The organism is Sphingobacterium sp. CZ-UAM, assembly GCF_002000245.1.
Lineage (GTDB): Bacteria > Bacteroidota > Bacteroidia > Sphingobacteriales > Sphingobacteriaceae > Sphingobacterium.
Genome location: NZ_MTCM01000002.1, coordinates 420,304 through 444,426, shown reverse-complemented (window position 1 = coordinate 444,426; position 24,123 = coordinate 420,304). Strand labels below are relative to the sequence as shown.

The 24,123-nt window shown below is 43.9% G+C and carries 15 protein-coding genes; all 15 read right to left on the bottom strand.

From position 1 onward, the window contains the following. Window positions 1–104 precede the first annotated feature (104 nt). The gene (locus BWD42_RS12015; protein ID WP_077436591.1) at window positions 105–1,286 is read right to left on the bottom strand and encodes a FecR family protein; all 1,182 of its coding nucleotides are present in this window, start codon (window positions 1,284–1,286) and stop codon (window positions 105–107) included. A 148-nt stretch (window positions 1,287–1,434) separates the two neighbouring features. After that, window positions 1,435–2,061 carry an RNA polymerase sigma factor gene (locus tag BWD42_RS12010; RefSeq protein ID WP_175992044.1) on the bottom strand — a complete coding sequence of 209 codons (627 nt, stop codon included), beginning with the start codon at window positions 2,059–2,061 and terminating at the stop codon, window positions 1,435–1,437. Window positions 2,062–2,282: 221 nt separating this feature from the next. Further along, window positions 2,283–3,104: a hypothetical protein gene (locus BWD42_RS12005; protein WP_077436587.1), complete on the bottom strand. Its 822-nt coding sequence runs from the start codon at window positions 3,102–3,104 to the stop codon at window positions 2,283–2,285. Window positions 3,105–3,207: 103 nt separating this feature from the next. Beyond that, entirely contained in the window at window positions 3,208–5,619 is a 2,412-nt protein-coding gene (locus BWD42_RS12000) for a mechanosensitive ion channel family protein (protein ID WP_175992043.1), read from the bottom strand. A gap of 238 nt (window positions 5,620–5,857) precedes the next feature. Further along, window positions 5,858–7,672 (bottom strand): RagB/SusD family nutrient uptake outer membrane protein, encoded by a 1,815-nt coding sequence (locus tag BWD42_RS11995; RefSeq protein ID WP_077436994.1) that lies wholly within the window; start codon window positions 7,670–7,672, stop codon window positions 5,858–5,860. A gap of 13 nt (window positions 7,673–7,685) precedes the next feature. Further along, the gene (locus BWD42_RS11990) at window positions 7,686–11,048 is read right to left on the bottom strand and encodes a TonB-dependent receptor (RefSeq protein ID WP_254846226.1); all 3,363 of its coding nucleotides are present in this window, start codon (window positions 11,046–11,048) and stop codon (window positions 7,686–7,688) included. 253 nt (window positions 11,049–11,301) lie between these two features. After that, complete coding sequence (locus BWD42_RS11985; RefSeq protein WP_077436583.1) at window positions 11,302–12,402, bottom strand: FecR family protein; 1,101 nt, start codon at window positions 12,400–12,402, stop codon at window positions 11,302–11,304. 51 nt (window positions 12,403–12,453) lie between these two features. Beyond that, window positions 12,454–12,999, bottom strand: coding sequence for an RNA polymerase sigma factor (locus tag BWD42_RS11980; RefSeq protein WP_077436581.1), 546 nt, complete (start codon window positions 12,997–12,999; stop codon window positions 12,454–12,456). Between the two features lie 447 nt (window positions 13,000–13,446). Next, on the bottom strand, window positions 13,447–15,696 hold the full coding sequence (locus BWD42_RS11975; RefSeq protein ID WP_077436579.1) for an alpha-L-fucosidase: 2,250 nt from the start codon (window positions 15,694–15,696) through the stop codon (window positions 13,447–13,449). 203 nt (window positions 15,697–15,899) lie between these two features. Further along, the gene (locus BWD42_RS11970; RefSeq protein ID WP_175992042.1) at window positions 15,900–16,778 is read right to left on the bottom strand and encodes an SMP-30/gluconolactonase/LRE family protein; all 879 of its coding nucleotides are present in this window, start codon (window positions 16,776–16,778) and stop codon (window positions 15,900–15,902) included. Between the two features lie 105 nt (window positions 16,779–16,883). After that, entirely contained in the window at window positions 16,884–17,675 is a 792-nt protein-coding gene (locus BWD42_RS11965; protein WP_077436575.1) for an SDR family NAD(P)-dependent oxidoreductase, read from the bottom strand. A 12-nt stretch (window positions 17,676–17,687) separates the two neighbouring features. After that, the gene (locus BWD42_RS11960) at window positions 17,688–18,854 is read right to left on the bottom strand and encodes a mandelate racemase/muconate lactonizing enzyme family protein (protein ID WP_077436573.1); all 1,167 of its coding nucleotides are present in this window, start codon (window positions 18,852–18,854) and stop codon (window positions 17,688–17,690) included. Window positions 18,855–18,866: 12 nt separating this feature from the next. Continuing rightward, complete coding sequence (locus BWD42_RS11955; protein WP_077436571.1) at window positions 18,867–21,773, bottom strand: glycoside hydrolase family 2 protein; 2,907 nt, start codon at window positions 21,771–21,773, stop codon at window positions 18,867–18,869. Next, complete coding sequence (locus BWD42_RS11950) at window positions 21,760–22,467, bottom strand: RraA family protein (protein WP_217700062.1); 708 nt, start codon at window positions 22,465–22,467, stop codon at window positions 21,760–21,762. Before BWD42_RS11950 ends, BWD42_RS11955 begins: the two co-directional genes overlap by 14 nt. 22 nt (window positions 22,468–22,489) lie before the next feature. Next, a complete protein-coding gene (locus BWD42_RS11945; RefSeq protein ID WP_077436569.1) occupies window positions 22,490–24,121 on the bottom strand; it encodes a sodium:solute symporter family transporter in 1,632 nt (543 codons plus the stop codon). Window positions 24,122–24,123 lie beyond the last annotated feature (2 nt).

Here is a 24,123-nt window from a genome sequence, read left to right as displayed (position 1 = left end):
GCAAACGCCCCTGATTATTGCCTTTTTTCGTTCTCGCATCATTTTTCTGCTGTCGTTTTATTTCATAGGCCAGTTGTTTTTTAAGGTTTCTTTTCTATTTGGGTTTATTTTTTCCTGACATGCAGCAGTTTTCCCTGGAGCTCAAACCTGACCGCACCAGTCTTTTCCAAAATTTTCAACAACGATTCCAGCCGCTCATACCGGGGAATAATGCCCTCAAATTTCAACTTCTTCAGACGAGGTTCTTCAAAGTCAACCTCAATATCGTACCAGCGTGCGGCCTCGTTCAGGATCAACTCAAGCGATTCATCCGAAAAATTAAATGTTCCATCTTTCCAGGAGACGTAAGCCGCGCTTTCGACATCCGCGATGCTGATCGCTCCCCCGCTGACGAGGGCCTGTTGATTCGGTTTCAGGTACTGCCTGTTTGATCCGTCAGGGAGAGACAGTTCGACCCGCCCCTCGATCAGCGTAGTCCGGTCCGGCTCGCCTTTATAAGCCGTTACGTTAAATGAGGTACCCAATACCTTTATGATCTGATCGGCAGTATGTACCACAAAGGGCTGCCGCATTTTTTCCTTACCTTTGGTAATATAGCGATGTGCTACCTCGAAATAAGCCTCTCCTTCCAGTTTTAGGTTTCTCGCTTCATCAGCCAGGCTCAAGTTATACCGCAGGCGCGAATCGGCGTTTAACCAGACCCTCGTGCCATCGGGAAGCGCGACTTTGTAGGTTCCGCCTTTAGGAACATCAATAGCCAGCTCTTGACCGTCCACATTTCCGAGCGCCAATCCCCGCACCGGCGAACCGTCCCCATAGGCGATATGCTGTCCCAGTACGATTTCCGATTGACTTTCGCTCAGATCTACGACCGTGCCATCCCCCAGCCTGATCGTTGCCTTATTTCCGCCCGGCATAATACGGGCCTGTTTCGCTGCCCGTCCATCTTCATTGGCGAGATAACGTACCGAAAGTACCAATCCCACCAGAAGGACAGCTACCGCCGCTATGCGGATCCATTTATTGTACAGGATCACGCGCGCCCTGGCTTTCGGTTTCCGAATGGTCTGCAATACTTTTTTCTCCAGTTCCGGCAAATCGCCGTCCAGGCCATCAAGCTGCTGTGCGGCCGTAGCCAGGCTTGACAACTCCAGCCCGATCAGCTGCCGTAGACCCGCGTCGTTTTTTTCATCCGCCATCAAGGTCTCTAGCTCCAACATCTCCTTTGGAGTCAGTTTATTCGTCAGATAGCCTTCAAACAATTCGGAAAAACGGGAAGATTGCATAGCTCTTTTTATTAGTAATACGAACGCAATGAAAAAACCAATGAAGCGATCTGAAAAAAAAGTAAAAAAAATTAAAACACCACGCTTAGGAAGTGGCTGGGGGCCGATGAGCCTATTCTAAAAAAGATTAGGCCATTAGAAAATAAAATTAAAACGGGGAAGCCGCGAAAGTATCCGGACTGATATTCGCGAATAAAAATGTGAGCAGGACCATTGAGGCCAGCTCAGGGTGCTGTCTGAAATAAGCTTTGATAGAAGCGTTAGCGTTGGTGATATGGGAATTGACTGTTGCGACCGAAATGGACAAGAGCTGGCTGACCTCTTCGTAGCTCCTACCTTCTATTTTGCAGAGCTCAAACACCCTTCGGCGCTGTTCGGGCAATTGTTGGATACCCCGTTGCAGCACATCGAGTATCTCCTTTCCAAAGATTCCCTCTTCAATATGGGAATAGGCTTCTATAATATGGGTGAAATAGTCTACCGACAGCCTTTTTTCGCGTGCAGCTTTGCGCAATCGGTCGTAAACCAAATTTTCAGCAATCTTATACATATAGGCCAGGTAACGTTCGGTATCGAGGTTGGCCCTATTTTTCCAGATCCGCAAAAATAATTCCTGTAGCAGCTCTTCGATATCCTCGCGCGACTTGATCAAACGCGACATGGAGAGAGCCAAGGGACCTTTATATTTCCTCATCAGCTGCTCCAAAGCCAGTTCATCACCTGCTTTTAGGCGAATCAGTAGTTCTGATTCTGTTGTATAATATGCGTTTTTCAAGTAAATGATCAAGTTACAATTGCCTGCCCTAAAGTTAGCAATAACAAGTTGAAACGCAAAGCCTAACCCTGGATCTTAAAAGCCTAGCTTCGGATCTTAAACCTGCCGCTCAGATAGACCACACAAACGCCAACATACCTGGATATTGTTACACACACTCCAATGAGTAGCTACAAGAAGTGTTTAATAGATGGTCTAAAGATCCCAATCCGGGACATAATCTATTTTTTTAGTGGCATTCGTTTCGCCAAAGTTTTTAGTGCCCCTTTGTAAGAGTCTAAACTTCCAAAAAACGGTGATCGCGAGTCCGAAAACAATTGACGTCCAGTATTATCATAGATCGTCAAATGTACCTTTGTATCGTAATTTATTACGGTATACGAATTATTTGAAGTCACCGCTGTACCTTTTTCTTTATCTCCTTTTTGTTTTGCATCGTACGTCGAAACTGAAGATCCATAGGTTGAAGCACCTTTATTCTCGATGTCGTAAACGCCCATGACGACGTAATCGACATTTAAGATCTTGGCTAAATCATCTGGCGTGTGATGCTCAATATCTGAAAAGTTTATTCCATTTTTCGCCAAGATGGCATTTGTCGTACGCGGATCCTGCAACTGCACTGCCAGTTTTTGGCCCTGAATTGCTTCCACACAGGATTCTTGTATTTTTTTTCGCATTGCATCGGTCATAATGCTTTGGTCATTACTCGCAATTTCAAATGGAATGACTGCCAAGGTATTACCGCTTGGACTTAGCGATGTATTTGAAGTCGTACTTTCTGAAGTGGCAATCTGTTCAAATACCTCCTCGCGACCATTTGCAAATACAATTTTGTTAATTTTATCTTTCTTTAACTCATATAAGACGCTTTCACCCGGATAGGAAAACTTGATTAGATCATCAGCAATCGTTACGATTTTTCCTTTTTTTTGTTGTCCATCCCTGAGATAGATAATATCATCTTTTTGCTGCGCGGATAGCACGTTCTTCCCGCCCCATAAAAAGAGCTGTACAAGTAGTAAAAATTTAATTAAATTCATCGCTAGTATATTTAAGTTTAATATTATGTGTCTGCTGCATTTTAATACATCCTCTATTTATAAGCGGTTCATTTGGCCAGAAACAGCAATCTGCTATCTATAGCTATAGTCCCTCATTATCAAGTTTAACTTCCTGAATGGGCATGGCTAATTCAATCTTTTCATTTCGAAATACGGCATGGATGCTGGAAAAAATGTCGCTCTTTACTTGGGCACCATCCACTCCTGACCTTAGCCAAAAATAAATGTCTACGGCGACAGCTTGCGAACTCACCGATGCATACTGTATTACGACGCCGGGCGAATGTAATATGCTGTTATTTTGTTCAAATACCTCCTTTACCACGCTGGACATGTTGTCCAAATCAGTACCATACCTTACCTCGAGTCGCATACTGAATCGCTTTCGTGAAGCGCCAGAACTCCAATTGATGACATGCGCATTGAGAAGATCGCCATTTGGCATAATCAAATCAGCACCCTCTGCAGTACCAATGACGCTGCTGCGGAACCCAATGGATTTAACTTTTCCGGTTTTACCCCCTATTTCGATCAGATCATCCACGTTAACCGGTTTCTCAAAAGCGAGAATTAGGCCACTGACCAGGTTGTTGACCAAGGTCTGTAAGCCGAAGCCGATACCGACACCTAAGGCGCCTATCACCAAACCGATTTGCTCAACGGGGATGCCAAGTGCCGAAAAAGCCAAAAAGAATCCAATAACAACAATTGCAATACGGATCAAAAGAATCCAGCTTCCCAGCCGAAACTGCTTTTCCTGCGAATTGTCTTTTTTCACCCACTGCGAATCCGCAGCAAAAAAAGATACGATTTTAGACAGCACCGTAGCACAGCTAATGATGATAAAAAAAAGAATCAGATTAAAAACAGAAAATTGATATGTCCCAAGGCGATAGTTGCTATTCAGAAATTCATTCAGCGGGTCCGACAAAAAACGGAATTCATAAAAGTTTCGACCAAATATCACAAACCATCCCAGCACCAATAAAGCATAAAAAAATAATGGTGCGCGTTGTCCGACCCGATTGTAATTTAAGTAAAAAAGTCTCCGCTCTTTATTCTTATAATAAGCCGAAGCACATTGCAAGCCTTCGTTGACCAATCGAACCACCCATAAAAATAATATACACACCACCACATTGACCAGACCGGCAATCATAAAGACTTTACTAAAGTTAAATCGGCCAAAGGAATTGAGCACAATGGACAGTATTTCGAGCAAGACCATAAATCCGATGGGATATAAAATCCATTTTTCTTTAAGATCTGATTTCGGTTTTTTATGGATCAGTGCAGTTATACCAGCTGTTGCTGCTAGGCATGCGATAACAATCATTGCCCAGCGCTCTATCCGTGAAGGCTGTAGAATAAGATTGTCCAAACCGGCAAATATAAAAAGGATGAAAAACGTTAGCCAAATGCCCATCCAATAGGCAGTAATATATCCTCGCATCACCACTGAAAGAAATATACCACTGGCTATCAAAAATAGATAAGTCAAGATGAAAGGTGGCGCAGGAAACAGGAATTGCGAGATACATAGGGCGATCAACAACCCGCTAAAAACAGGACGTTTTAATAATAAAAAAGAGGAAGCTATGGTTTTGTCCTCAATTTTCTTTTGAAGCGAATTGATGTAAGTTAAAATAACTACGGTTAGCACTAAAAACAGAAATATGGCTACCCAATGGCCTTTCAAATAATAAGATAGCAGAAGTTTAGCCTTAACCGCTGAAAAATATAAAATGGTCTGTATTGATCTGTCGAACTTCCTTGGTTCCCAAATATTGACAAAATTACGCTGGCTGGACTGAATAGACAATTCCTTTTGATAAAACTCTATCTCAGCTTTGTCGGCAGCTATCTTCAGCATTTCCATATTGATGTTATTCTGGATTTCCTGAATGTAATTTATCGCTTCTTCTAATTGTAACGTTAAAGGGGATATCTCAACGGCCACGACCCGAAGCTTTTTCATATAGTGCGCAACTTCAGCAGAATCACGGGAGAAAACAAAAAGCGAGGGATCATTGCTCAACGAGTCCAGTTCAAGCCTATACTTGCGCAGCCTGTCCTGATAATTGTCGATGTTTTTTTTATTCGCTAGCAATTCGACAGATAATGCATTTAAAATGTTGTAAGTAACGGTAAGGTTTCTGGACGATTGGGCAGATCCTTTATGACTAAAAACGCCATCTTTTGCAATATTGTGCAAAACGATCAACTTATCCAATTCCTTGTTAACACGTGCAGAATCATAGCCCTTTTTCAAAAAAGTATGCGATTGACTCGCCAACAGTTTGATCTCTTCCAACACTTTATTCTGTCGGATAGCAGCCCTATCTACTTTCAAATCCTGTATACTCTGCTTTTCTGATTCCTTAAAAAAACGTTCCATTTTTGCCATATAGCTCTCCTGGACCGAATCCGCCTGCTGGGCAAATACCGTGTTGGAAAATAACAGCAAAAAAAACAGCGACAGGTTTTGGATCATAGATTTAATATATACCATATAGCTAACAATATCGATTAGAATTAGTTTACCAAAAATACATATTATTGGAATGGAAAGAACATTTATTGTTAGCCCTCAGGTTACTCGTGTATCGGCCTTCTCCTATCAAAATACGCGCTATTCAAAATTCCCAATCTACCCTAAAAGGAAAGATAGGATGCTTCCCATCCTTTGGAAGATCCTATCTTTACCTTTACTGTCAAAAAAAATCGACCAATTACCAGAAATTTGTCTGCACCAATTTGCTGCCATCCAGTACCATTTGGCTATTGGCGACCGGATAATAGTAATATTTAGGTTTTTCAAATGTCTTCTTCTTGTCTCGTGCTACGGTAAACATGATATGTCCACTATTTCCATTTTCAAGATAGATGGACGTATTGTTACCATTGGCATCCTTTAAATAATACAGGGAAATATTCTTCTTTTCCTCTTCGGTCAGATCTTTGATCGGGGCGGTATCTTTTGCGGATTCGAGTATGGCGATATCCACTTTTCCGTCGCCTGTCACGTCCATTGCTCCCAGCGCTTTTACATACATTCCTTGCTGTTGATCAGCTAGGCGTTCGCCCACTTCCCAGCGAAAGACATCTCTATATCGCTGGCCTTCACAAGCCAGTTCGACACGTCTTTCTCTACGGATCTCGAGGATAAGTCCCACATTGCCACCTTTTACATTTGGGTAGTAAGCTTGCAATACCGGATCAACATTGGCATTCGCCTCTCCGAGCTGCATGGCCGGCATCCCCACGCGTGCCCGCAGGAGGTTGATTGATTTGTCGAGATCTGCCTGGCTCGTGAGTGTCCCAAGCTCAGCTTTGGCCTCCGCAAAGATTAACAGGATTTCGGCATAACGGAATACAAAAGCATCTGTATAGGCAGCTTCCCAGCTGATCATATCCGCTATTTCAGGGTAAAACTTGATCTGATTGTATCCCCCCAGTGTTGGTTTAAGACGCTGCGGAGCTGATGCATTAACCGGCTGAAATCCGGGTTTCATAAAAGTCTGTTCAAGACGCGGATCGCGGTCAACGAATACCTGGTCAATATTTTTCGTTTTATAACCCGCCTGTGCTGTAAAACGCTTTCCGTCTTTCATCAGATAACTTTCCATCAGCGTTTGGCTAAGCGCCCATTCATAGTCCAATACCGTATGCGCATTACGTCTTCGGCCTAAATCCTTATCATAATCTATAAACAAGATGGTCTCGGGATTGCTCTGCAGATTGAGGCTGATAAATAGATCCCGATAGGCACGGTTGACACCGCCCGCAGTACTGATCGAAAATTTGGACGATTTCATAATTTCTTCGGCAGCAGAAACAGCACGCTGAAGAAATGTATTGGCCGATCCGCTTAGGTTCAAATACGTATGATATTTACGGAACGTTCCCTCCTGCAAGGCGAACTGCGCCAATTGGGCTAAAGCTCCCCACTTGGTGACTGTCGATTTGTGGCCGTCAGCTTTGATGTTGGCCGCAGCAAATTCGAGATCAGCCATAATGGAATCTACCACAAGCGTGCGGCTATCCTGCTTTTTGTGCAGCAGCTCGATATCCGAAGTTCCCATAGTCTGACCATACCAAGGCACATCACTATACTGATTGACCTTATCCATGTAAAATCGGGCACGAAAGAACCTGGCGATACCGATATAGTGGTTTACATCGGTGGCGCTAGCGCCTTTCACACGACCTGCATTTTCTAGAAAGAAATTGATATTTCGCAGGGTAGACCAGCTCCATACCGCTGCATTCTGAGGATTTACACCGCCACGCATAATCTCATCAATCGTACTTCCCGAATTGTGATGTGCCAGATTATCTGTTCCGATATCCGCTATCGGTGCACTCAAACTACCATAAAAACCATCTGTATATGTTTTCAGATCGTTGATATTGCTAAAAAACACTTCCGGTGTAACCGATGTAGTGGGATACCGCTCCATGAAATCATCGTTGCAGCTCATGATAAGAAATAAGATCCCCAACAACGCTCCAATCTTGCCAATTTGTCTTTTTATATTTTGCATGATAATAGTCATTTTAGAAATTAAAGTTTAAGCCAAACGAATAGGTCCTTTGGAAAGGATATGCCGTCCGGTCGCCGACAATTTCAGGATCGAGATAATCCATGAGTTTAGTAAACTCAAAGAGGTTTTCACCGCTGACGAACAGTCGTAACCGGTCTATTCCCCATCTATCGGTGATCAGTTTTGGAAGGGTGTAACCCAGGGTCACATTCTTTACCCTTAAATAACCTGCGTTCTGCAGATATTTTGTCTGTGTCGCAGCCAGTTCGATACCGCTCTGTTCGGCCACATAAGATTTTGGCCTTGGCAAATAGGCATTTGGATTCTCGGGTGTCCAATGGTCCAGATTGAACTTGGTCAAGCTCGCCCATGGCTGTGCATAGATACCCCAAAAATAATGGTCGCCACCCGGAGGGTAGTAATTTCTTTTTGCGACGCCTTGCAGGAATACGCGCAGATCAATGCCGTTCCAGCTCGAATTCAGATCTATCCCGTAGCTGTAACGCTGTCTGGAGTTACCGATAATCTTGTAATCCCCATGATTGTCCAGGGTCCAGTCGCCACGGTTGATTTTTCCGTCGCCATTGATATCGGCAAACTTGAGGTCACCCGGTTCCAAGCCTCTCGTGCCGGGATACGAAGTAACATCATTTTGATTGGCGTGAGCCTTGATTTCTTCCTGCGACTGGAAGAATCCCAAGGTCGTCAGTCCCCACATTTCGCCCAATTCCTGGCCAACATAATAGTCGTTTAAGTTGTTTTTAGGATTACTGTATTTGGTAATATAGGCCCTACTATCGGCTAGATTGACTCTTGCGGAGAATGAAAATGGCTTACTGGCTACCATAAATTCTTTATTATAGCCGAGTGTCAGCTCCCAGCCATTGGTTTTCAGGTTGGCTGCATTTTCCAGTGGTACACCTGTACCAAGTACAATTGGCAAAGTACGGCCAGCGGTTAGCATATCTTTTGTATCGCGGCGATAGATGTCAAATGAACCAAAAAACTGATTTTTAAACAAACCGATATCCACCCCAAAATTGGACTGTGTAATGGTCTCCCAGGTCAGGGTCGAGGACACTAAACCCGGACTGCCTACAATGGGAACGATCTTTCCATCCAGGATCGCCCCGCTGCCCTTGGACATATTGGCAATGTAAGGGTAATAGTTGTCCCTTAAATCCTGGTTTGCCAATGAGCCGTACGATCCCCGTAGTTTAAAATTGGATACTGTTTCCTTCAGCGGCTGAAAGAAGTTTTCCTGCGAAACTACCCAGGCAGCGGATACCGAAGGATTGAATGCGAATCTATCTTTTTTAGGGAATCTTGAGGATCCGTCGTAGCGGAGGTTAGACTCAAGAATATACCTATCTTTATACGAATAATTCAATCTGGCGAAAGCCCCCCGTACAGACCAGGCATAGTCAGATGCCCCTACAGAAGGTGTTTGACCTGTCGCGAGTCCTATTGTTGGCAGCGAATTGGAAATCAACTGATCCCGGGATGCCGAAAAAGACTCATAGATCCGTTCTTCCTGGTTGAAGCCCAGCATCACTGAAAAATAATGATCGTTAAGTGTCCGTTGATATTGCGAGTAGATGTTGTACACATTATAACGTGTTTCGTTACTCCCATTGGAGGCATAACTATTAAAGTTTTGCTTGTTCATCACATTTGGACCTGTACTATAGGCAAGTGGCAGCTGAAAGAAATGCGATTTTCCAGAAACCCTTCTGAAGGTTGCATCTCCGTTTAAGGTCCATACATTTTTGATGAAGTCGATCTTTGCGCCGAAGCTCGTCTGAAAATCGTTATTTCGGCTGATGCTGCGGCCACCTTCGGCAACAGCGCCGATCATGTTTACCCCGGCTTCGGTATAGGTACCGTCAGGATTATAAACTGTATTTAGTGAAGGCTGGCGGTTGACATTATGCCAATAGAGGTAGCCCTGATCGATTGCCGAAGGCTGATCATATTTATTATTTGTAAAAGTGGTGTTATTGGACAGGGTAAACCAGTCCGTGATTTTATAATCACCCTTTACCCTAAAGTTATAGCGGTCATAAGTATCCGGACTAATGCGCAGCATACCATTTTGTCTATAATATTCGCCCGAGAGATAAAACGAGGAACGTTCATTCTTTTGTGAAATGCTGATATTGTTGGTATACGAAGGCTGTATATCTTTATAAACTTCCTTAAACCAATCCGTAGATCCCAGATAGATATACGCATTTGGATTTTGTGGATCGACAATCACACGCGGCAATGATGGATTTTCACTCAGCTGTTTGCCATATTCGAGCATTTTCTCATCATAAAGGTTGTACCAGGGAGCGGACATGATATTTCTGTATTTCATGACCTGATAAGGATCGTCCTCGATTTCTACTGTTCGTGTGATAGCCTTGGCACCAAAAATCGAGTTGGCAGTCACCTTGATATCTTTTGTTGTACCCGATTTGGTGGTTACCAATACAACACCAAAAGCGGCGCGGCTGCCGTAAATAGCTGCCGAAGCGGCATCTTTTAGCACCGTCACACTGGCAATATCCATGGGGTTCATCCGGTTAAGTTCATCGTTGGTCGCTGGCACCCCATCGATTACGATAAGCGGCCCGCCACCCGATAGTGAGGTATAACCACGCACATTGATTCCCGGCGAGCTGTTCGCTCTTCCTGATGTCGGTGTAATGTTCAGATTCGCCATGGCTCCCTGCAAAGCCGTCCCTACATTTGTAATGGGTCTGCTTTCTAAAAACTTTTCTCCGATTTGGTCTACAGCACCCGAGAGATTGATCTTCTTCTGTGTACCGTAGCCGACCACGATAACCTCCTCCAGGTGAGACTCCGCGGTTTCCATCAGTACATCAGCCCTATTTTTGTCGGAGACATTGACTTCAGCATCCTTATACCCCATAAAACGAAACAGTAGGATGGCCTTATCCGGAACACGAATGCTGTACCGCCCATCCCGATCTGTCCTTGTGGATATTCCAGCTACCCCCAATACAGTCACATTCACTCCCGCCATTGGTCCGGTAGCATCCCTGACAATACCTGTGATCTCCCGGTCTGTCTGCTTCTTTTCTTTAATGACAATGGTACTTCCCATGATATCAAAGACCAGATTGCGCCCGCGCAATGTTTTTGCCAAGGCAGCCCGTACATCGGATCCAGCCACGGAAATATCTACGCGCGAAGCATTTTCAAATAATCTTTCGTCGTAAAACAGACGTAACCTTGTTTGATTGGAAATCTCCTTAAGAACAGTTTCAATCGTAGCATTTTTCAAGGATAGATTTACTTGTTGCGCATATCCTGATGCTCTAGCACCAATTGTAAATGCCAGCAGCAGTACACAAATCAACTTCATAGTCAATACGACTTTAATGCTTAGGGTATAAGAATGACTTCTCCGGTCCCCCCATGCTATTAATGGAGAAAAAAATTTCATAACTTTGAATTGTTAAGGGTTTAATAATCTATAGAATTCGCACTTCAATAAATTTGGCTCTTTACAACAGGGGATGCGTCAACATCCCCTTTACTATTGTATTGGACCTTTTGGTTAATTCGTCTGGTTATATCATATTTTATAAATTTTAATTGGTAAAAAATTAAGTGTATTAATGAATGACGATACGCCGTCCATCGATCTCAAACTTTCGGTTTGTTGTGTACGACAGAATTTTCAAGACCTCCGAAAGTCTGGATTCCCTACTGAGTGTTCCATTAAACCGATTGTCCAGGCTAATGCTCTCGGCATTGACAAAATCCACATTATACCATCGCGAAATCTGGTTGATAATCTCTTCGAAGCTACTTCCATCCAATAAAAATTCACCACGTTGCCAGGCCGTGTTCTTTTGTATATCAGCAGGCTGTACCCGTATTTTATCGACACTGATGATCGCTTCATTTCCTGGAGAAAGATAAGCCTCGTGCCCTTGGCTCATAATTTTCACCTTACCTTCCACCAAGGAGGTACTGATTTCCTTTTGGTAAGCATTTACATTAAAGCTGGTACCGAGTACTTCGATAACGGATTTTTCGACTTCGATGCGGAAAGGTCTGCTGGCATCTTTGGCCACCTGGAAAAAGGCCTCACCTACCAGCTTCACCCTGCGTTCGTCACCAACAAATTGATCCGGATATTCTAATTTAGAAGCAGCGTTCAACCAAACTGTTGTTCCATCGCTCAGCACGACACTATAAGTGCCTGCAGCCGGAACTTCCAATGTGAGATTACCTTTAAATAAGTCGGGTTTTACATTTTCGGGTTGAGTTTCCTTTCCCAATAACTGCGTTTCTCCACGTTCATTGGATAGTTTAGCAAAGCGCTCCCCCGGGAGGATATCATTCTTAAACATGCCTGAAGTATCTGCGGTAATTGCGGCAAGCTGTGGTACAGTGCTTTTCTGTTTTTGATGCAGCAGTAAAAACGTTGTCGTTAATGCAAAAAGAACTGAAGCAGCTATGGCTATCCGTTTAAGGGTAAACACATTGCTTTTGGGTTTTACCTTATTTATCTCACCTTCAAATTTGTGCATCAGCACATTTTTGGCGCGTGCCAATGCCGCCTCCTTTTCCATGGCTGGAACTGCAGGTTCTTCATCAAGTGAAAAGAACCATTCGCTTACCATCCTTTCTTCATCCGGATTACATTCTCCGTTGAGATATTTTTTCAGTAATTTTTGAGCCTGCTCTCTTTGATTATCTTCTGTCATATATTTATATAACCCCAGATAAACTTTAGAAGTACCGAAAAAAAATGATTTTTATTTTGTTTTCAGCTTTAAGCGACTTAAAGCCAGGGAGATATTATTTTTGACAGTCTGCTCAGAGATGGATAGACGGAAAGCGATTTCCTTAATGCTCAGGCCTTCCACACGGCTGAGATTGAATGCCGACTGCATGGTTGTAGGCATTTTGGCGATTTCATGATCCAGCATCAATGATAGTTCCTGCACCATGAGTTTCTCATCGCTATTGCTTTCGCCGAGGGGTTCATTTTCCAATGGAAGCACAAGTCGCTCGAAATGCGTGATCCGCTTTTGATCCTTGATCATCCAGTCAATTACCTCATATTTAGCCGCTTTGAAAAGGTAAGGATAGATTGAATCCTCAATTTCGATTTTATGGCGCCGGTTCCACAAAGAGGCAAAAACGTCCTGAAGGATATCTTCCGCATCTGTAATTGAGCCAATCCGTTTTAAGATAAAGCTTAGCAATGTATTTCCATGGCGATCAAACAACACCGAAAATGCCTGGGTATTGTTATCTTTTACAATATCAAACAGTTCCTTATCAGACAGTTCTTTCATGACGCATTGATTATATGTACGCGATATCGGATTTCCAAAGGATTTTTGCAAAGTTATAATTGTGATGTTAATATAACATTAAATTGTACATCGTGCAAGATCAAGGAAAAATCTATTTTTCCACAGGACAGGGCTTTTAACAAAACCTTCGGGTTGCATGGCATTGAATTGAATGCGCAGTTATATCCGTTGATCAAGTCCGACGTTGAGAGTACAGTTCACGAAACAGCCTTCGTATGCAATAGAAAAAGGCCGGAGCAATTTTGCTCCGGCCTCCAAAAAAACTATCCTTTAATTAACCTACGAATTCTTATCCATCTTTATATCTATTCAATCTACGAACAAGGCTGATCGGAAAATAGTTTTAATTATTTTTCTCCGGATAATATTCCAGTCGCAAGTTCTTCAGTTGGCCTACCAGCACTTTCAAAACGCTCCAACTCAAAATCAAGGCTTGAAAAAATCAAACTCCGCTATGGCTAAGGATTTACCGTTTCCGGCAATCACCGTAGATGCTATTTTTACAAAACGTGCATTTTTTACACTTTTAAACCGGTATGTGCGTGTAGACGGATCATTGATCAAATTACCAAACTCGAAGCTCTCTGTATCTTCCCAATGCGTACCATCCCGGCTAACCGATATCGCTCCCGATTGCATCATACCTTCGGCATTTTTGCGTTGCGGTGTATAGCTAAATGCAGCTATGGAATAATCAGCCCCCAAATCGACCACCAGTTCTTGTGAGGGGCCAGTCGCGTTTGACAGCCAATAGGTATCGTCCTGCTCGTCAAAGGCTTCACGACCGTTCTTGCCATCCATTGTACTACTTACCGACTGCAGTTGCCAAGCTAGTTTGGGAATCCCAAGTTCTTTCTGTGCAATTGCTCCTTTTTCTCCATCCTTATCAATTGCGACAGCTTTAATTAGATGACCATTGCTTTCAAATTCAGCCATATATTTATGCGAAGCTGCTGAAGGCACCGTACCATCCTCTGTATAGTAAATCTCAAAGGTGCTATTGAGGTTTTTGAGAACGTCCTCATGATGTGGTTTCCAGCCAAATTCACTTTTCGCAGGTGTTATAGCTATTTTGCCTGCCTTATTCCTTGCGATGTGCAGTTCGGGCGGTCGTGTAGGCACATAATAAGCCCCTAGACTGCCCAACACTGGATTGGCGCGGCTCCCTAGCACGCGGAGTCGGATCCGACTTGTCTCTTGTGTCGGAAACCGCAAAATTCGTTTATATCCGACATTCGTGGCCGTCACGATCTGCTGCCAATGACCATCTTGCCAGATATCAAGCGCATGCTGTTCTATCCGTTCGCCACTGCTATGTACAGCCTCTTGAATCACAAACCGATTCAATTTAATTTGATGTGGCAACGAAATTATAAGCTCCCCAGTCGCCGCATGAAATATTTTATTTGTTTTATCGTTATTATCCAAAAGAGATTTGTCGAGGTCGCTCCCCCGGAGCAAGTTGTCTTTATAGCTCGATTGAATTCGCTCGCCCACGGCTTTCAATACGTTTACATCTTCATCCGAGAAACGTCCCTCACGATTGGGTGGAATATTTAGGAGAAAAGTCGAATTGCCACCTACCGAACGTTCATAGATATCAAATACATCATCTGCCGATCGTACTTTCTGAAAAACATCATCGCGATAAAACCACCCCTCTCGGATCGATGTATTGGTTTCGGCTTGTTGGTAATGTAAAAACTTCGCGTCAAACAATTTTTCCCTACTGCCCAGATCCTCCTCTGTCAGATCACGAAAACCTTCCATTTTAATGGGGTCTGCATCAAATGGAATCACATTCCATTCGGTACTTCGCGTTTTACCGGATTCATTGCCACACCAACGAATATCTTCTTTACCAAAAACAACCGCTTTAGGTGCCAAATTGGAAATCAAATCTCGCCAAGCCGCATAATTATATTGTTGACCACCCTTTGTTTTTGGATGCGCACCATCAAACCAGACTTCATGAATAGGTCCATATTCAGTTAATAATTCAAAGAGTTGATTCAGAAAATAAGCATTATAATCGTCCGCCTTATAGCGAAATGTTCGCTTGTCTTTAAAGGGCCTGCCCGCTACCGGAGTTGGAAAAGTACGCTCCGTATAAGCACTTTGATTACCATAGAGCCCTTTCGCATCTTCAATCTGATAAAGATCGGCAGGAGAAAGATATACGCCCAGTTTAAGCCCATATTTTTTGCATGATTGTGAAAGCTCCCTTAAAATATCACCCCTACCATGCTGAAATCCCGTAGACATAATACCGTGCTTTGTATAGCGGCTTTGCCAAAGAACAAATCCATCATGGTGCTTAGCTGTGAAGATCACTTTCTTCATGCCAGCAGATTTCATAGCAGCGCACCATTGATCCGTATCCAGATTTTTGAGATCAAATATCTTGGGATCTTCCTTTCCACTCCCCCATTCCATTTTCGTAAATGTATTGGGGCCAAAATGTATGAAGGCGATAAATTCATCTTTCAACGCCTCATATTGTTTATCCGTCGGCACAATATGCACCGCCTTGGCGATAATATCGTTGGGACCATCATGGGGATTTATAGCATAAGTATTTTTAAACACTAGCGCAGGCGATTCGACTTGTTTCTGTGCGAAGACAGGTGTAAGAAAGCTACTTACACAAATTGCAAACATCAATTTCTCTTTCATAATTCAGTAATTAAATCATATCATCTTCAAAAACAACCAATTGCCTATTGAAAAACCATAAAGTAGTCAATATTTTAAAGATTACTATATGTTTAAAATAAATAAACTTTTGTTTACAGCTATACTAATTGGCGTAAAAATTTAGGTGTAGCACAAAAAGAGAATTAGCGACTAATAATTGAACATTATCAACATTTATTAGACTATTTCCCCTCGCTTAAATTAAAATGAAATACTTTTCCACTGTCAGGAAAGGATTCCAATTGTTCGTTAGTCAGCCCCTCTCTAGCCGTGCTTATAAACACATCGCTACCTGTAGGGCCGCCAAAACAACAGGAAGTCACATGAGGTGCATCCACCTCTATTTTATTCAGCAATTCGCCCGTCTCAATATGCCATTTGCAGACTGCGAAACCGCCCCAATGCGCTACCCAAAGATGTCCATCAGGGCCTATACACATGCCATCCGGCATGCCTAACTCCTCGGGCACCCGTAGTAAGGTGCTGAATGTGTTGCCGGCTTTCCTAATCGTGTCAAGTGCGGCAGGCCGAGCATAACGACGTATTTCTCGCGTATAGGTATCTATAAAGTAAAAATAAGGGCTATTGTTGGGCCATACGATGCCGTTGGGAATCGTAACTTCCGGAATAACAGTCTCCAAGATACCGTTGCGGAAACGCATCAGTTTTCCCTGACCGGACAGCGCTTGCATATGCATCGTTCCGAACCAAAAATTGCCCTCGGGATCTATTCCACCGTCGTTGGTACGAATTTGACCGTCCCTTGAATCCAGCTCGGCTACGACTGTCAAATCTTGCGTTTCCTTTGTCCAAACAGCCAGTCCCCGCTGCATGGCCACAAGAAACTTACCCGATCCGTCCGGCCAGGGTACAATCTTACTCACATAACTGGGCAAATCCCAACAGGCCGACTCTTTACTTTTCAAATGATAAGAATGGATGCGCTTGTCCAAAATATCCACCCAATACAAACATCTTTCCCTCTTACTCCACATCATTCCTTCTCCCAGCTGGCAGGGAATATCCAATAAGACCCGTGCTTCTTTTAAATTCTTTTCCATCACCATTCTATTATGCCTGACCTGATCGGCAATTTCTTCTTGAGGTTTATCTTCTTATATCAAAGTATCGCCCACCATTTATAAGATCGGCGAGTTCACTTGGAGTTAATCTTCCTGCATCAATGCACTTCGTCCACCATCAATTAAATAGGTAGTTCCATTTGCAAAGGAAGCATAGGTACTGGAAAGGAAAACACACCAGCCGCCAATCTCCTCGGGCGTTCCGAGTCTCTTGACGGGATGTCTACCCACCGTCTTTTGTCTTTCGACATCAGCATCAGGAAAGCTGTCAAACCATTTTTGATTGCCGGGAGTGTCTATAAAGCCCGGCGCAAGCCCTACGGTACGAATAGTTGGGGCCCATTCGATCGCCATAGCCCTAACAAGTGAAAGGAGCGCTCCTTTGGTTACGTTATAAGGAAAACAACCTGGGATGGAGGCGTAAGCATGGTTGGAAGCCATGACAATAATCACTCCCGGTGAAGCTTGTGCCAGTAACGGTTTTAGCGCTCTCGCCAACAACCAATGAGATGCAAGGTTCAAACTGCTGTTCTGGTTCCAATCCGCTAGCGTGCAATTATCCAGGCCCTTAAAGATATTCTGTCCGGCATTCGATACCAGTATATCCAAACGGTCGTGCTCCTGTTGAAGGAGCACGACCAGTTCTTTAAGAGTTGTCTCGTTGGACACATCGGCTTTATAATAAAATGTACGTTGCCGATAAGGTTCCATTGCCGAAACAAATGAAACCACAGCCTGATCATCTGACGCCAATTCAGCACAGGCTATGACGGTCGCACCTGCCGCTGCAAATTGCAGGCTCGCCCCCAGCCCAATGCCCGAAATCCCACCTGTGATCAGGACAACCTTGCCTGTTAAATCAATTGTAAATGCCATTTAACATTAAATTTACACATAAAACCCCGGTCTATGTTCCAATACTCCAGGATGTTTTAACATTTCTTCTTCGATCAAATCTACCCCCAATCCCGGTCTTTCGCTCAAGACCAGATGGCCATTTTTCACCATATCTTTAATCGAATGATCAATGACTTCATCGCGCCAGGGCACATCATTGAACATAAATTCCTGTCTGAAGAAATTTGGTACTGAAGCACAGACATGCGCACTGGCCAAGGTGGAAAGTGGCCCATTGGGGTTATGTGGTGCCAATAATACATTATATGCTTCCATCATTGTTGCCATACGCTTCATTTCCGAAGGCCCACCGCAACGCGTAATATCAGGCATCATAATGTCACAGATATTTTTTTCCAATACCGGCCTAATCCCATGGCGGGTATAATGTCTTTCTCCTACGCAAATTGACACATTCGAGGGAATACGCTCCCTCATGGCGCGCAAGTTATCGGCATTTTCGGGTCCTGCTGGTTCCTCATACCAGGTAATATTCAGCTCCGAGAGGCGCTGCGCCATTTGTACAGCGACACGGTAATTTAACATGGCATGTGTCTCGATCATAATGTCAAAATTGGGGCCTACCCCCTCGCGAACAGCTTTACTCACTTCAAAAGCGAGATCTTGCTGTTCGGCAGTCAGGGTCAGATTTGCTGCCAGATCTTCCCCATAAAGGTAGTTTGTATGCGCAAAAGGATCAAATTTTAATCCTGTAAAACCGGCTTCTTTGACTGCTCGTGCTTGTCGCGCATAGTCTTCGGGATTATGTCCACCACCAGTAAACCAATAGTTGGCATACAACAAAATCTCTTTACGGAAAGCGCCCCCTAACAGTTCGTAACAAGGTACCCCAAGCACCTTACCTTTCAAATCCAATAAGGCCATGTCAATACCCGAAATGGCACACATACTTGCACCATAGGGTCCGATCCAATTGAGATCGCGGTAGAGTTTGGTCCAGATAAAATCTGTTTTCATCGGATCCAAGCCTATAATCCGCTGCCCCACATGTTTGGCCGCTTCATAAACTATTGGACTACCAGGCCAGTTGGTCGCTTCACCAACACCAGTATGCCCTGTATCGGTATAAATCTTTACTAAAGTCCAATTGTATTTTACGCCTTCAACCAACCAGACTTTAACGTCTATAATCTTCATTGCTCTACTATTTTATTTTATCTTAAGAATAATCTGTCCGCTTAACTTGTCGCCTTTTTTTAGCTTTTTACGTCCATAACTGTGCGGTGAGCCATAAAAAGGCTCTGAGCCATTATTCGAATAATCAGCTATCAACCATTGAATATGCTGATCCTGCTTCCAGGCCCGTGTATGCTGATGTCCATTAGATATCACTTTGATCTCTGCCATAGGGCTTTTCAAACTTGCCCAGTAAATATTGATTTTAGTCGACCTAAAGTCGTTTGAACCCAATATATTGGCATCATCTTTCCAATCTTTCGCCTGAGGCTTGCCGTGCTCTTCCACTTCATACAGCGCTGCTGCGTGCAATGTCGCTTCGCCTTCATTACGTCCGATATGGTTGGCAGGATAGGTCGAAAATGTTCCATTCCGAGCCCAGGCGAGATTACCGTAAGATAAAGGCAGTTCCATCATCAATCCGGATTGATATAGATCCATTTCTTTCCCCTGTTGATAGTTCATCTCATATTCCACCCGTAAAAGGCCATTTTTAAGGAAAATAAATTTTTGCTTTCCTGTTCCATTTTGGTAGGTTAGATCCACAACAACACTTACACTGTCGCCTGCCTGTTTGGCCTCTATGGCATTCGCAAATAATGTATATTGCTCATATTGTTTCAATGGGGCTATGTTATTTTGATACGTTTCCCCCGCCACGTTTGGTTTACCACCATCCTCGGCATTGGATTCAATAAGTGCAACCGAAGGCCCTTTTGTCAGAATCAGCTCCCCATTTTTTCGGACAGCGAGCAATTTGCCATAGGTTCGGCTGAATGTATAATCTACCATACCTTGCTTGACATAAATATACGCCGAATCTTGTTTGAGCTGTAGTTCCGTAGCCGAAAACTTTTCCTGACATTTAGCAACTTTCTCAAATAGCTCATTTTCAACCTCATTTTGCTGATTGTCCATAGCAATAATCCGCAATGAACTATAATCAGCTTGAATCGGTAATATTACCTCTCCACTTGTTCGCGGTTTGATTGGGGCCTTAAAAGGAATCTGTTTGCCATCCACGATGGCAAACAGATTGAGCTGATCAAGCGAAAGAAAATCGTATCTGTTTTCAATAGCGACCACTACTTTCCCATCCTTCAGTTTCGGCGTGCTGATCTTGACGGGCGAAAAGGCCTTTTTCATGCCAAAATATTCAGGTTTAGGTCTACGCCAACCATCGATTGGACCCCAAGGGCCATACCCAACAATACGTCCGTCGGGAAGGTGAAAGCTATCATCAATACCGCTCCATATTGCGCCACCCAAGTTGGCCGAATGTTTATAGATTGAATCAACAAAAGTGACCAGGGGTGCATTATAAGCCTCACGGATACCGGGGTCGGTCAGCAGTTCACGCCTGTTGTAAGTGGACAAATGAGCGTATTCACCAAATAAAGTCGGTCTTGTCATGGTATCTGTCGCCTTAGGTCCGTTAATGCCGGGATAGTGGTAATTGGCGATATCAGCTTTACTCCCACCATTGTTAAATCCGCCCCAAGTCTGGTCATGAAAACTCGTCGGACGCGTTGGATCTAAGGCTTTCACACGCGCATTGACTTCCGCCCATAATGGGCTCCAATGCGATTCATTGCCCAAAGACCAAAATAATATCGAGGGATGATTGCGGTTGCCCAGCACATTATCGATATTTGCGCCAAGCATGACAGGCAAGAAACGCTTGTCTTTATAATCCCATTTGCGCCAGATTGGTGAGGCATGATGCTGGATCCAGCTCAAAGCCGCCTCACTCTCCACATACATACCTAACTCGTCCGCTGCATTCAAAAACTCTTCCGATGGTGGATAGTGCGAGGTGCGGATATAGTTGACATTGGCTTGTTTAAATAAAACAACATCCTGCCGATCAATTGCTGGATCAGAAGCCCTACCGTTCAACGGATGTACAGCATGCCTATTCACTCCTTTCAATTTGACAGGTTTACCATTCACCATCAACTGATTTTTGAGCACTTCAATTTCCCGAAATCCAACTTTTTGTATGTTGATCTGTACGGTCTTGCCATCCACCATCAGCGCTGTTTCCAACACATAGAGGTAAGGCGTTTCGGCCGACCAGTGCATCGGCTTTTTCACCGTCAATAGACTTTCGATCTGCTTATGACTCCCTCCCCCAAGCTGAATCTGGTCGGATGATTTTTCAACAACTATTTTTCCATTGCTATCTTTAAGCACATAACGCAGTGAAACCTGTTGCTTCTGGTTAGAACTGTTTTGAACCAAGCCTGCAAGTTTGAGCGTTGCATGAATATATTTTGAGTCAAAATCTGTGACGGCCTGCGCATCCGAAATATGCACCTTAGGCACGGTAAACAAAGTCGCTTTGCGCAAAATTCCACCCACAGTATGTGCCGCATACTGAGATACACAGGAGAGAATATCACTGATAGTATTGGCCTGAATTTCTACAGTCAGTTTATTTTTACCCTTCTTAACTTTTCCGGTCAGATCGACCTGAAAAGCTACAAATCCCCCTTCATGTTCACCGACCAGCTGATCGTTAACTTTCACAAGCGCATGTGAACTGACACCGTCAAAGCGGATATATACTGGATTGCCTTCCCAATCATCAGGCATGTCAAATGAGCGTTCATACACTGCGGTTTCGCCCGGAGCAACATGTTGGCCTTGCATTTCCCATTCTCCAGGTACTTGAATGGCCACGGGTTTAGCGTCGGCCACCTTAAAATTCCATTGTCCATTCAAAGGAATGCGGCTGGTTTTAGTCATAACCAATTGATCAGGCAAGGGCGTCAAAAATTGTCCACCTTGTTGCGCAGATAGATTTCCTAAGCTGGAACAGGCCAACAACAGCGCCAACCAGCTTCCTTTGGATAATTTGACCTTACATAATTCCATATTTTTCAAATGCTTCTTTGGCACCCATGCCTTCCATAACCTTGTTCAATACTACTTTTTCAGCTCTGGCTTTTTCAAATGCCCGAGCGAAAACCTCCTGTTCATATTCGCGCGGTACTACGCAGACACCATCAATATCGCCGATCAGCATATCGCCATCCTTGATCAGGACATTTCCAAATCGGATTGGTACACGCCAGTCAATAACCTTGCCTCTCGGTGCCTGATCCTGCGCATAACAGCCCATGGAAAAACAAGGAAAATCCAACGCCAAGATCCCGACGGTGTCTCTTGAGTAGCCATTGACAATCGCGCCATGCGCACCCAATGCTTTTGCTCTTGCACTCATGATTTCACCCCAAAGCGCATAGTCCGGCGAAGAGCCGCTGCAAATGTAAACCTCGCCCGGGCGCAGATCATCCAAGGCTTCAAGCATAAATCCAAATGATTTTGACAGCACCGGATTTTTCGATTGCTCTTCAGCATTCCCGCAGACATCAGCTTCCAATACCGTCATTGCTCTGCCTATTAAAAACAGATCGGATTTTAGCGGTCTTATACTCGGTGGTAGAAATTGATGGAACAATCCCATTTTATCCATGACGTCCCCAATGACAGCTGTAAAAAGTTCCTTACGGATCAGCTCAAAGAGCTCCTCATCATTTGCCCATTCCACCAGATAGTTTTCTTTCATTTTTTATATCAATTAAATCATGTTACCACAAAAAGACATACAGGGCTACCAATACGCCCAGGATGAATAAACTCACTAATTTGAAACCACTGGAGGTCACAAAAAGATTTCTATTCACGATTACTGTATCATTACGATAGTTTCGATTGCCCAGCAGGCTGACCAATACCATCGTTGCTATGGTACATATAAACACCACAAGAATGCGATTCATAAAGGGACTTTGATCTAACCAGAAATTTTTAAAGAGCAAAGAATAGGCAAATGTAGAAATGGCACCAGCAAATGCTGCGTTAGGTGTTGTCCAAGTTGTAAAGATACCCATCAGAAAAATCGCCAATACGCCCGGTGTGATAAAACCTGTAAACTCCTGAATAAACTGAAAGCCCTGATCCAGATGCTGCAATAGCGGAGCCAAGGAGGCACCAATGACCAAGGCAATCAGTACAGTTACTTTGCCCAGCTTCACCAAAGCTGTATCGCTCACGGCATCGCCTTTTATATTTTTATAAATATCCAAAGACACAATCGTTGCGATACTATTAACCTTTCCAGCCAGCGAGGCCACGATAGCAGCCGTTAAAGCTGCAAAAGCCAATCCTTTGAAGCCCGTCGGTAAAATCGAGAGTAGCAGCGGATAAGCTTTATCGGGCTTCACGGTACTGTCTTCAAGCATTCCCTGGGCAAAATTCAAATTTGAGCCTTCTTTGTATAAATAATAAGCGGCAATGCCGGGCAGCACCACAATTAAGGGCATAAACAGCTTCATCACGGCTGCAAACAACATCCCATTTTGGGCTGTTTTTAGATTTTTGGCTCCCAGTGCACGCTGGGTAATATATTGATTACATCCCCAATACGATAGATTGATCACCCACATGCCACCCAATAGAACCGACCATCCGGGCAGATCCATATAAGCATCGGTACCATCGGGTTTTATCATCTGTCCTTTTTCGATAAAGAGATGAAAATGCTGTGGCACCTCCGTTTTCAAGATAAGGAGTCCGTCCATCCAATGTCCCATGCCCTTTGTATGCGCCACGAGATCGAGGGCGATATAGGTCGTCGTGAGCCCGCCTATAATCAACAAGACCACCTGAATCACGTCGGTGTAGCCAATTACCTTCATCCCGCCCAGGGCGATGATCAAGGCCAATACCGCCAGTGACCAAACCGCTATAACCATGGGAATCCCCGCAATCGACTGAATGGCCAAACCACCCAGATAAAGTATCGAGGTCAAATTGACAAACACATAGACCAAGACCCAGAATACAGCCATCACCATACTCACCCGTGGATCGAAACGCTTACGCAGAAACCCAGGCATGGTAAAAATCTTATTCTTCAGATAAATGGGTAAAAACACGACCGCCACAATAATTAGTCCGATAGCAGCCATCCATTCATAGGATGCAATGGCCAGTCCCAGCGCAAAACCCGAGCCCGACATCCCTATAAATTGCTCCGCAGAGATATTCGAAGCAATAATAGAAGCCCCGATTGCCCACCAGCTTAAGGAACTTTCCGCCAGAAAATAGTCGTGCGTTAGTGAACCCGAACTCTGTTTGCGTCGATAAATGTAATAGCCATAGCCGCCGACAACAATAAAATACAGCAGATAAATGATTTGATCAATCCAAGCCAACATAG